The 11,944-nt window shown below is 60.5% G+C and carries 9 protein-coding genes and 2 pseudogenes; 6 read left to right on the top strand and 5 right to left on the bottom strand.

Annotated features, from left to right (window positions below):
* Positions 1–40 precede the first annotated feature (40 nt).
* From ACZ1HN_RS18475 to ACZ1HN_RS18465, 3 genes are read right to left on the bottom strand one after another with little or no spacing between them, the layout of a single operon-like run.
* A complete protein-coding gene (locus ACZ1HN_RS18475) occupies positions 41–2,209 on the bottom strand; it encodes an RNA degradosome polyphosphate kinase (protein WP_299207222.1) in 2,169 nt (722 codons plus the stop codon).
* 51 nt (positions 2,210–2,260) lie between these two features.
* On the bottom strand, positions 2,261–2,932 hold the full coding sequence (locus ACZ1HN_RS18470) for a P-loop NTPase family protein (protein ID WP_472728545.1): 672 nt from the start codon (positions 2,930–2,932) through the stop codon (positions 2,261–2,263).
* Between the two features lie 4 nt (positions 2,933–2,936).
* Complete coding sequence (locus ACZ1HN_RS18465; RefSeq protein ID WP_472728544.1) at positions 2,937–4,016, bottom strand: AI-2E family transporter; 1,080 nt, start codon at positions 4,014–4,016, stop codon at positions 2,937–2,939.
* A 193-nt stretch (positions 4,017–4,209) separates the two neighbouring features.
* Here ACZ1HN_RS18465 and proS point away from each other — a divergent pair, with 193 nt between their 5' ends.
* The 6 genes and pseudogenes from proS to ACZ1HN_RS18435 all read left to right on the top strand — a co-directional run bounded on the left by proS (position 4,210) and on the right by ACZ1HN_RS18435 (position 10,210).
* Positions 4,210–5,547 (top strand): proline--tRNA ligase, encoded by a 1,338-nt coding sequence (gene proS / locus ACZ1HN_RS18460; RefSeq protein ID WP_472728543.1) that lies wholly within the window; start codon positions 4,210–4,212, stop codon positions 5,545–5,547.
* A 13-nt stretch (positions 5,548–5,560) separates the two neighbouring features.
* Positions 5,561–6,565 (top strand): serine hydrolase domain-containing protein, encoded by a 1,005-nt coding sequence (locus ACZ1HN_RS18455; protein ID WP_472728542.1) that lies wholly within the window; start codon positions 5,561–5,563, stop codon positions 6,563–6,565.
* Positions 6,562–7,065 (top strand): DUF2937 family protein, encoded by a 504-nt coding sequence (locus ACZ1HN_RS18450; protein WP_472728541.1) that lies wholly within the window; start codon positions 6,562–6,564, stop codon positions 7,063–7,065. The genes ACZ1HN_RS18455 and ACZ1HN_RS18450 overlap by 4 nt, the downstream gene beginning before the upstream one ends.
* Positions 7,066–7,117: 52 nt before the next feature.
* A complete protein-coding gene (locus ACZ1HN_RS18445) occupies positions 7,118–8,404 on the top strand; it encodes an ABC transporter permease (protein WP_472728540.1) in 1,287 nt (428 codons plus the stop codon).
* Positions 8,397–9,080 (top strand): ABC transporter ATP-binding protein, encoded by a 684-nt coding sequence (locus ACZ1HN_RS18440; RefSeq protein ID WP_472728539.1) that lies wholly within the window; start codon positions 8,397–8,399, stop codon positions 9,078–9,080. The genes ACZ1HN_RS18445 and ACZ1HN_RS18440 overlap by 8 nt, the downstream gene beginning before the upstream one ends.
* Positions 9,081–9,222: 142 nt before the next feature.
* Positions 9,223–10,210: pseudogene (locus ACZ1HN_RS18435) on the top strand (Ldh family oxidoreductase).
* 1 nt (position 10,211) lies between these two features.
* Here the strand turns inward: ACZ1HN_RS18435 and ACZ1HN_RS18430 are convergent.
* A complete protein-coding gene (locus tag ACZ1HN_RS18430; protein ID WP_299598634.1) occupies positions 10,212–10,646 on the bottom strand; it encodes a DMT family transporter in 435 nt (144 codons plus the stop codon).
* Between the two features lie 28 nt (positions 10,647–10,674).
* Positions 10,675–11,354, bottom strand: a pseudogene (locus tag ACZ1HN_RS18425) (hypothetical protein).
* Between the last annotated feature and the right edge of the window lie 590 nt (positions 11,355–11,944).

Here is an 11,944-nt window from a genome sequence, read left to right as displayed (position 1 = left end):
CTTGCGCCGAAAAGCGCCCACCCACCGACCCTTGGGAGCGTTAATCTTCGGTGTGGGTCAGCTTTGGCACGTCCGCGGCACCTGCTGATCCCCGTCCGGAGAGCGACGGGTTTTCCATGAAAAACCGGTGACAATTGAACGCGAAGGTGCCAGCGGGCAAATCCGGGCGTTTGAACGTGCCATCCGGTGCCATCACCCAGCTTTGCGCGACATCGGCAAGGTTGGCCGCCATCACCTGGCTCACGATCTGTGCCTTGACGGTGTTGTTCTCGATCTCGACCAGAGTTTCCACACGCCGGTTCAGGTTGCGCCCCATCCAATCCGCGGAGGAAATGAACACCCGGGCCTTCTTTGATGGCAGTCCACGACCATTGCCAAAGCACACGATACGGCTGTGTTCGAGGAAGCGACCGACAATGGATTTTACCCGGATGTTTTCGGAAAACCCTTTGATGCCCGGACGTAGCCCGCAGATGCCCCGGATGACAAGGCTGATCTTCACGCCCGCCTGGCTGGCGGCGTAAAGCGCGTCAATCACTTCACTGTCGATCAGCGAATTCATCTTGGCCCATATTTCAGCCGGTTTGCCTGCGCGTGCATACTCAGCTTCGGCGGCGATCATCTCCAAAAGGCGTGGCTTCAGCGTCGTCGGTGAAATCGCGAGGTTGTCCAGTCCTTCGGGCGGGGCGTAGCCGCTGAGGTAGTTGAACACCTTGGTTGCATCGCGTCCCAGCTTGGCATCGCAGGTGAACAGTGACAGGTCGGTATAGATGCGTGCCGTGATCGGGTGATAGTTGCCGGTCCCGTAGTGGGTGTAGGTGACCAGCTCCTTGCCCTCGCGTCGAACCACGGTGCTGATCTTGGCATGGGTTTTGAGGTCGAGAAATCCATAGACCACATGGGCGCCCGCACGTTCCAGGCGGCGCGACTGGCGAATGTTGGCCGCTTCGTCAAAGCGGGCCTTCAGTTCCACAAGTGCAGTGACGGATTTGCCGTCCTCCGCTGCTTCGCAAAGGGCTTCGACGATGGGTGATTTCTTGGAGGTGCGATAAAGGGTCTGCTTGATCGCCACCACATTCGGGTCGCGCGCGGCTTGTTGAAGGAAACGCACCACCATGTCGAAGGTTTCGTAGGGGTGATGCAGCAGCATGTCCTTTTGCCGGATGGCCGTCAGCATATCGCCTTCGAAATCAGTGACCCGTTCGGGCACGCGGGGGGTAAACGAGGGCCAGAGCAGGTCCGGCCGATCATCAAGCACCAGCTCGCTGAGGTCGGACATGCCCAGCATACCCTCAACCTCAATCACTTCGGCGTCGCTGACGCCAAGCTCTTCCATGATGACCGCTTTGAGGGCTTCGGGTGCTCCGGCCGAATGGGTCAGACGCACAACTTCGCCGCGACGACGGCGTTTGAGCGCGACTTCGAATTCACGGACAAGATCTTCGGCTTCTTCCTCGACCTCAAGATCACTGTCGCGCAGCACCCGGAACCCAAAGTGGGATTTCAGTTTGTAGCCGGGAAACAGGCTTGGGATGTTCAGAACAAGCAGTTCCTCAAGGGGCAGAAACCGATGACCCTGACCCGGCAGCGCCACAAAACGGTCAATCTGTCCGGGAATGGGCAGCAGCGCCTGCAGGGCACGCTTGTCCTTGGCGCGCTCAAGTTGCAGGGCAAGGGCGTGTCCGGTGTTGGGGATGAACGGAAACGGGTGTGCAGGGTCAATCGCCAGCGGGGACAGAACAGCAAAGACCCGGTTCAGAAACACCTCTGACAGGTATTCAGTGTCATCTTCGGTCAGGTCATCGCGCGTCAGAATTGAAATACCGCGCTCTTCCATCTCGGCCGTGAGGCCGGCCAGAACCTTGGTTTGATGCAGGATCAGCTGACGCGCGTTTTCGTTGATGAGAACCAACTGTTCAGCAGGCGTAAGACCATCGGCCGCGGGCGTCGTGCTGCCTGCGATGGCCAACTCGCGCAGGCCCGCGACACGCACGGTATAGAACTCATCAAGGTTGCCAGCGCTGATCGACACGAAACGCAGCCGCTCCAGAAGGGGGACGCGTGGGTTTTCAGCCTCTTCCAACACCCGCCAATTGAAGCCAAGCCAGCTGAGCTCACGGTTGAAGAAGCGGCCGGGGCCGGTTGTATCAAGGTCTGGCAGGGAAACCGGCTCGGGAAAATCCGAACCGAGGAAATCGGCGTTGGTCATGCGCGGGTTATGTCGACGGGGTGTAAAGGTTGGGTGACAGTATCCGCCGGATCACACCTGATTGTCCAGACACACGGCGGCGAGGTTTCGCGTAACCGGCTTTTTCTGCGCAAGGCTGGCTGCGTCCAGGTCAGCAACGATCCGGCGTGCGGCGGCAAAGCTGCGTTCCATATGCGTGACAAGATATGGGATCACGTCCGGTCGAGGTGTGAGCTGACGATCGGAAAAGAGCTTTGCCAGCACCGCACCGAGAAGGCTGTCATCCGGCGCATCAAGGGCTGCATGCCCCGCCGCGTCCACGCGGCTTTGCAGATCGGGCAGGGACAAACGCCACAGGTTGGGGGCGGTCACCCCGGTCATCAGCAGCGGATGGCCCGATGCCTGGAGTGCATTATGCAAATGAAACAGAGCAGTCTGCCGGTCGATGTCTTGTGCAATCTGATCGACATCTTCAACGGCGACAGGGCCGTCAAAGAGTGCATCAACGGTGGCATTGTCCAATGCTGCGGCTGCAACAATCTGCGCGCCACTATCCGCGGCCCACACATGGGTGAGATGCGTTTTGCCTGCCCCTTCGGGTCCCGTCAGGACAAGCTTGTTCAGCGGCCAGTTACGCCACGCATCGACCATGGACAACGCAATGGCATTGGACGGCGCAACCAGAAAATCGTCACGCCCCAGTGCGACACGCACCGGCAGGTCAAACCCAAGTTGTCGGGCCATTGGACTATTCCTCGGCCTTTGGTTCGGATGCACCGCTGACGCCGGTGTAAAGCCTGCTGTTTCGATATTGCTCAATCAGGAAGCGGACCAGCACGCCAAGGGCCGCGGCCATCGGGACAGCAACAAGCATGCCGACAAAGCCAAACAACGCTCCGAAAACGGACAGCGACAGGATCAGCCAGACGGGATGAAGGCCCACACTGTTGCCAACGAGTTTCGGGGTCAGAAAGTTACCCTCAGCGATCTGGCCGATCTGGAACACCCCGGCCACAGCCACGATCCACCACCATTCGCCCCAGAACTGGAACAGCGCCAGCCCAACGGCAAGGCAGCCACCAACGATGGCACCGACATAGGGAATGAAGGTCAGCAAGCCCGCAACGAACCCCACGACCAGACCAAACTGCAATCCGATCAGCATCAGCGCTATTGCATAATAGGCGCCAAGGATCAGACAGACGGTTCCCATCCCCCGGATAAACCCGGCAAGAGTCTTATCCACGTCACCAGCAAGGCGACGGATGACCGGCGCGTGGTCGCGCGGCAGCAATTCGTCCACGCGGGCAATCATCCGATCCCAATCCAGCAGCAGATACACCGCGACAACCGGAACGATGACAAACAGGACGATGACATTGATCAGACTGGCCGCGGACGTCAGCGCCGTTTCCAGCAATTGCCCACCTCGTTCCGAGATCGTCTGACCCAGTGAATTCAGGCTTTGCCGCACGGTCGAGGTTTCGTCCAACAGGCTCGGGAAACGTTCGGTCAGGAATGTACCAAGGTCTCGGGCCAGCTGGGGCACCGCATTGAACAGTTGGATGGCTTGTTCGATCAGTGTCGGGATCACCAGCAAGGCCAGAACCACAAAGATGATGATGGCGCTGATGGTAATGATGCCCGTCGCGATGGCGCGACTGAACCCGTGCGCTTCAAGCCAATCCGCCACCGGATCCAGAAAATACGCGATGGCCGCCCCCAGGAAGAACGGCAGCAGTTGGTCCCCAAGCGCATAAAGCAGAAAAAAGAAGATCGCCGCCGCGATCCCCCAATACTTGAATTGTTCGCGGACGGGCAGTGCCATAGTGTGTTCCGTTCCTTGAGTTGTGCTAACAGATGCGGGGTTTTGCGCGTTTCTTCAAGGGGGCGGTTGCGTGCTTTGATGCATGCGATGGAATGGCGCGACGCGTCAGGATTTTCCCAAACGGTCCAAGGGGCCGTTGCGGGTGTGCCGCCTTTGTCCTAATCAGGTCGAAATCTTGTGAGGGAGCGCGCATATGCGTTTGAGCCGTTATTTTCTGCCCGTGCTGAAGGAAAACCCCAGCGAGGCGCAGATCGTCAGCCACCGCCTGATGCTGCGCGCAGGGATGATCAAGCAATCAAGCGCAGGTATCTATTCCTGGCTGCCTCTGGGCTTCAAGGTGCTGCGCAAGCTGGAAAACATCGTGCACGAGGAACAAGTGCGCGCGGGTCACATCCCCATGCTGATGCCCACGCTGCAATCGGCGGATCTGTGGCGCGAAAGCGGACGGTATGATGACTACGGTCAGGAAATGCTGCGCATCAAGGACCGGCACGACCGCGACATGCTCTACGGTCCCACGAACGAAGAGCTGATCACAGACATCTTCCGCTCGCATATCGGCAGCTACAAAGACCTGCCGCTGACGCTCTACCACATCCAGTGGAAGTTCCGCGACGAGATCCGCCCGCGTTTCGGCGTGATGCGGGGGCGCGAGTTCTTTATGAAAGACGGCTACAACTTCGACCTGACGAAAGAGGATGCGCTGCACGCCTATAACCGTCACTTGGTCACATACCTGCGCACCTATGAACGCATGGGCCTGCAAGCCATACCCATGCGCGCAGACAGCGGCCCCATCGGCGGTGACAACACGCATGAGTTCCTTGTTCTGGCTGATACGGGCGAGAGTGAGGTCTTTTATGACAGCGCTGTCACTGACCTGACCTTTGGTGATCGAGAGATCGACTATGACAGCGTAGAACAGTGCCAATCGGTGCTGGAGGAGTTCACCTCGAAATACGCGCGCACGGACGAAACCCATGACGAAGCGCTGTTCAATGCAATCCCCGAAGACCGCCGACGCGTGGCACGGGGCATCGAGGTTGGGCAGATCTTCTACTTCGGCACAAAATATTCCGAGGCGATGAACGCGGTTGTTCAAGGCCCGGATGGCAAGCAGGTACCGGTGCACATGGGCAGCCATGGAATTGGTGTGAGCCGCTTGGTGGGCGCCATCATCGAAGCCAGCCATGATGACAACGGCATCATCTGGCCCGAAGGCGTGACGCCCTATCACTGCGGTATTGTGAACCTGAAACAGGGCGACGCCGAAGCTGACGCCGCCTGTGATGCGCTATATGCCAGCCTGACGGCACTGGGGCTCGAGCCGCTCTATGATGACCGGAATGAGCGGGCGGGCGGCAAGTTTGCCACCATGGACCTGATCGGTCTGCCGTGGCGGATCACTGTTGGGCCGCGTGGTCTCAAGAACGGCGTGGTCGAGTTGACCTCGCGGCGGACAGGCGAAAGCGAAGAGTTGCCGCCAGAAGAAGCCGTGAAGAAAGTGGCGGAGATTTACGCGGGGTTGTGATAACCTGATGCAAATGCAGGCTCTTTTCAGGTTGGTCTTATGTGCGGCGCTGCTGGCACTGCCCACGCTTGCCAGCAGCGATGACGCCACACCCGCTTCCGTTCACCGCAAACTTGAGTCCGCCTTTGCAGACTGGCTGACCGCGCAGGGTACGTCTGGCATGATGGCATCTGGCGTGGTCGGGGCGGACGGCACCTGGAACGTCGATCTGTACAACGACAATGCTGACGGGGTGATCCGTTCGGGCGACTTGGCAAGCGTATCCAAGTCCATAACTGCCATATGCGTTCTGCATCTGGTGGATGAGGGCCGTCTTGAATGGTCCGCTTCCTTGCGGGATTTCGTCAGTCCCGCGCCGGATGTGACGGTGGCAGAGTTGGTCACGCACACGTCGGGCCTGGCTCCTGATATTACCCAATTGGCCATGCTCGGGTGGCTTGGTCAGACCGCGGAGCAGAATGGCCATTTCAGCGCGCAAGTTTTGGATCTGGTGAATGCCCGGCCCACGCAGACCGGAACCCGTGGCGCATACGAATACAACAACGAGAACTACGCGCTGCTGGGGCTGGTGATCGAAGACGTCACGGGCATGTCCTATTTTGGCGCGTGTCGCGACCTGTTGGACTTGCCCGCAAGCATTCAACCCGGAGACCGGGCCGGCGTGTTCCAGCCTTGGGGCGGTCTGGCGTCGGACCCCAACGGATACCTGACATTCCTCCAGACGCATTTCGGACCGGGCAGCCGCGTTGCCAACGATCCCTTTGCCCTGCCACATGTCGCGCTGGGCGGCGGTGCCTATTACGGCATGGGCATGGTGTTCCGGCCCTTCCAGGATGGTCACAACTTCTGGCACTTTGGGGCTTTGTGCTTTCCCGGACGTCTCAACATCGGCAGCTTTGCCGTCATTTGGGAGGGTAAGGTCAGCGTGATCGCTCTTTACGACGCCTGTTTGGACGGGGACGCCATGGGGAGCTTGGACATGGCGCTCAGTGCCGCTGTCTATGGCAAGCGTCCATGATCCTGCGCGTGCTTGTACTGGCGGGCGGGGTAGTAGGCGGTACGCTCGCGTCGCAATTGCCCGAGTTTTCGCAGCAATACCGCCAACGTCTTGGCGGAGCAGTGGATGCACTGGCCCAAGTGGTGGCAGATTTCGATGCGTCTGCTCAAGCCGAGGGACTGACCCGAACGGCGGCGCTTGCACAGATGCATGGCACGGCGTTTCTGGATCGTCGGAGGGCGGACATGACACGCACATTTGGTCGCTATGACCAACTGCGCATGGACCTGATTGCGCTGAATGGCGCCGGTCCCCTCCTCCGCACGTATTACGTGGCTCGATCAAGAGATACCGAAGTGGCCGCGGCCGCCCTGTCCAGTTTCGAACCTGCGGTGCCCTTGACGGCGGCCGGGGGGATATTTGCCGCAACCGGCCTTCTCACCGGGCTCCTGACGGTTTGGGCGGCGCTCAAGCTCTTGCTGTGGCCCTTCGGACGGCGGCAACCTGCGCGCGGGACTTGACCTTGGGGGCGGACCCCGCCACATCTCGTCCCAACCCGAGCAGGAGCCGTAAATGGCCAAACCCACAGCCCCCTTTGCCCCATTCGAGTGGATGATCGCCTGGCGCTACCTGCGTGCCCGGCGCGCCGAAGGCGGGGTCAGCACCATGACCTGGATCAGCCTGATCGGCATCACGCTCGCCGTCTTTGCGCTTGTTGCGACCCTTGCGGTGCGCGCGGGCCTGCGCGCAGATTTCGTGGATGCGATGCTGGGTGGAAACGCCCATATCGAACTGCGCTATGTCGCTGTACAAGAAGACGGGCGTGCGCCGGATACAACGATCCCCAACTATAGTGACATCCTGCCAGGCATCGAGGCGCTGCAAGGTGTCGACGATGTGGCGCCGCTGGTCCGCGCGCAGGTCATGGGCAGCTTTCGGGGCAGCAATGCGCCGGCGGATGTCTATGGGATCAGCCGCGCTGACCTGCTCGAATACCCGCTTGTGGCAAATGCGGAAGGACAACAGGGCACGCTCGACCACTTTGACGAAGGGGTGGCCGTCGGGTCGCAGCTTGCCGCACAGCTGCGCATAGGCATCGGCGACCGTGTCAAACTGATCTCGCCTGACGGTGCGCGGACCGCGCTTGGCATCACGCCGCGCATTTCGGCGTATGAGGTTGTCTACATCTTTTCGACCGGGCAGCCCTTCATGGACCAGTCGCGTATGTACCTGCCGCTGGCCGAGGCACAGAGCTTTTTCAATCGGGAAGGTGTGGTGGACCAGATCGACCTGCGCCTTGCTGAGCCGGAAAACCTGACACCTGTAGTGGATGCCTTGCGTGAGGTGGCCGGTGACCGCGCCTACAGCTGGACCTGGCAGGACCGATTTGGCGGGATGCTGCGCGCGCTTGAACTGCAGAACAACGCGATCTTCATCGTGCTTGCCATCGTCGTGCTGATTGCCGCGCTCAACATCGTCTCGGGCCTGATCATGCTGGTCAAAAACAAGGGGCGCGACATCGGCATTCTGCGCACAATGGGGCTAAGCCAGGGATCAATCCTGCGTATCTTCTTTCTGTGTGGGGCATGGGTCGGCACGGTTGGCACGGTGCTGGGTATCGCGCTGGGGGCACTCTTTTCTGCCAACATCGAACATGTCTACCGCTTGGTGAACATGTTGACTGGCAATGGGGTCACAGATCTGGAAGGCCGGGGGTTCATCTTTCCCTCTGCGGTTCTATCGGCGGGTGATGTGCTGTCAGCAGCGGTGCTGAGCCTGACGCTGAGCTGGCTTGTGACCCTGTTCCCGGCGCGGCGTGCCGCCCGCATGAACCCGGTCGAGGCGTTGCGTTATGAGTGATCAAGTCCTGTCGCTGAACGGTATCACCAAGACCTACAGTGCTGGCCTTCCGGGTCAGGTCGATGTCTTGCGCGGTGTGGACCTTGATCTGAAGCGAGGCGAAGTGGTTGCCCTTGTCGCCCCCTCGGGGGCCGGGAAATCCACATTGCTGCACATCGCGGGCATGCTGGACACGCCTGATGCGGGCACCGTGACATTGAATGATCAAAATATGACCGGGCAATCGGATCGGCGCAGAACGCTCGCCCGCCGGGCAGAGGTTGGGTTCATCTACCAGTTCCACCACCTGCTGCCTGAATTCTCGGCCATTGAAAACATCACGTTGCCCCAATTGGCGGCAGGAACGTCCAGAACGGATGCAGAGGTGCGCGCGTTGTCGCTGTTGGACAAGGTTGGCATCGCGGACCGTGCCACGCACCGCCCGGCCGAGTTGTCCGGGGGCGAACAACAGCGCGTTGCGTTTTGCCGGGCGCTTGCCAATGGTCCGGCCCTGCTGCTGGCGGATGAACCCACAGGCAACCTTGATCCGGCCACATCGGATCAGGTCTTTGACGCGCTGATGACGCTGGTGCGGGACACGGGGCTGTCTGCCTTGATCGCAACGCACAATCTGGAATTGGCCTCACGTATGGACCGCACGGTTCGGCTGGACGCCGGGCACTTGGCTACGCCATGATACTCGTGTTTCTCTAAACAGCGACCAATTGCTTCTTTTCAAAACGGTTTCAGAAAGCCGGAATGAAAACCGTAGCTTGACGGCTGCGTTCGGGTTTGCTCTGTCTTGATCTCGCGGCAATGACCGTGGGGGAAAAAGAAAGATGCCGGGAGTTTCGACGGCGGAGATTGAGCGCACCGTGCAAGCGGCACTGGTGGCGCATGGCGCCGGAGCCTTTCCGGCGGCAGAGGTGGCGCGCGCTGTTGCACAAGCCGAAGCAGCCGGAAACCGGATCTGTGGCCTCTATTATTTGGAGAGCTATTGCCAGCAGCTGCGCACCGGGCGGGTCAAAGGTGACGTCGTGCCCGTGGTGGCCGCACCGCGCCCGGCCGCCATCTATGTCGACGCACTGATGGGATCTCGCCCAACCCGCTTTTGCATACGGGTTGGCCCCTGCGCTGGACGCAGCGCGCCAATTCGGCATTGCGAGCCTCGCCGTCGGCCACGCCCACACCTGCACTGCGCTGGGATATTTCACCGAACAGATCGCCCGCGCCGGATTTATCGGCTTGGGCATGACAAATGCCTCTCCCATCGTGGCACCGCCCGGGGGCAAGACGCGTATGATCGGCACCAACCCGATTGCCTTTTCTGTACCGGACGGACAGGGCGGCCTGGCCATGCAGTTCGATCAATCGACCACGACGGTCGCCCTGGGCAAGATCACCATGGCCAAGGCCACCGGTGAGGCCATACCCGAAGGATGGGCCGTTGATGCAGATGGCAATCCTACGACCGACCCGGAGGCTGCGCTGGCCGGGTCACTTGTGTCGACCGGCGGATACAAAGGTTGGGGGTTTGGGCTGATGGCTGAACTGCTGACCGCCGGTCTGACAGGCGGTGTGCTCAGCCGGGATGTGAAGCCTCTGAAAGCGCCCGAGGGACCACCGCATGATCTTGGGCAGTATTACATCCTGATCGACCCCAGCACATCGGGCGCCTTTATGGACCGCCTCGCGCAGTTCGAAGGGCTCCTCGCCGAAGACAGCGCTGGTCGTCTGCCCGGCCAGAACCGCGTTTTGGCTGATCCCGTCGACGTGGACCCGGTCGCATGGGCCCAAGCGCAAGAACTGGCTGGTCTCGCGGACTGAATCAGGCGAGCTGGGTCAACCAGACGCCCAGGGCCATAAGGGCGATGCCCCCCATGCGGGCCATGCCAAGGGACGTCGCCTGCGCGCCAAACAACCCGAAATGGTCAATCGCCGCGGCTGAGATCAATTGGCCCAGCAGCACGAAGAATACGGCGTTCCCAATGCCAAAATGTGGGGCGATGTAGGTAATGCTAAGCACGTAGAAGGCGATCAGAACACCCGCTAGAAAGAGGTGTTTTGGCGCCGTGGACAACTTGGACAGCCCCTGCGCGCCCGTCAGGACGAACACGACCGCTGCCGTCCCGAAGGCGATGACAAACAGAACCGTTGCGGCGGCCGCCGGACTGCCCAATCGCGTGCCAAGCGCAGCATTCAGCGCAGCCAAGACTGGGATGCCGATACCGGCCAGCAGCATGATCACGGCATATTGGGCCATTCCGGCACCTCCATCTTTCTGATTTGGATTACGCACAAATCCCGTTCACCTGCACGCCATCCCAAGGCAAGCGCACGTCATGTTGCCGTGATTGCGGCAGGGGGGAGACGGGCATCGCTTGTGAGATCAGGGCGTGCAGGCGCTGTGTCCGCCCGCCTTGAGGGTCCAGCGCCCGGCAGCATACGAATTCCTCGACAATGGACCCTTGCTGTTCAAATCCAAAGTCGAGGAACTTCCGCTCCGCCGACACGTCAAAGAGGTAGGGATCGTCACTGAACCGATGCTCGCGCGCGGCCTTGAGAGGGAGTATCCAGTGATCTCCCGGTTCTGCCACTGCCACACATGGGTCAACTCATGGGCCAACAGCATGGCTGCGATCAGGTTGATCTCTTGCGGATAGGCGGGGACGTAATCGTCCAGATACCAGTCCTTGTCGAACAGAACGTTCTGCCACAGGGCAACAGCCGCCGGTTTTGCGGTGATCGTGTCGCTGGTCGGGGGCGGCAGGATACGCTCACGGCAGGTGGTCCGGGGCCGGGCTTTGCGCTTGAACGTAACGGCGCGGGTCGGCGCCCCGTCAATCAGGCGCACCCGCTGATGGTTCAGCTGATCGCCATGGATGCTGTCTGCGAAAGCACGTTCGGCATCGGTCAGCGGACGGCCACAGGCGGCCAGCAGGCTCAGGATCAGAAACAGGCGCAGGATCATGCCCGCAGTAGGGGGCAGAACGGGGCCGGGATCAAGGCTTGAAACCGCGCGATACCTCGCGCCGCTGTCGCATCTCCGTGATCAGAGGTGATGGGGCAGGGGGTTTTTGTGTCAAACCTCCGCGCCCACCTCTTTCCTATCATCGCGGGGGCCTTCTCCGCGGATCGCACCGCAGGCCACCACTCACGTGTTCCCGGCCTGCCTGGAAAGGAGAGTAGTGATGGAAAAGGTTATCATTCCGACCGTGTTTGGCTTTGCTGCCATGATGAGCCTGTGGGTCATCGTCGGCGCCACGGTCTAAGACGTTCCTGCCCCCGGTGATCTGGACGTCCCGGGGGTGGATCAGCGCGGCGGAGGGCCCTTTTGGTTCCCCCTTTTAACAAGTTGGTCCTCCGCCGCCGTTACAACGCCCAGAAAGTGCCTTGCTTGGGTAAGCGCTCGTTAACCTGATCTGAGGCATATCGAGGACGAAGCGGATCGAGGTGTATCCCGCTTCGCGTATCGAGTGGTGGCGGAGGCGAAAGCCTCCGCTTTTTCCCAGCGCCCGCACAGCGGGCGCGTCGCCCGAGAGGGTCAGCGTCCATTCCACT

The sequence above is a fragment of the Tateyamaria sp. GN1-10 genome, from assembly GCF_055693845.1.
This window is presented reverse-complemented; position numbering and strand designations above follow the sequence as displayed.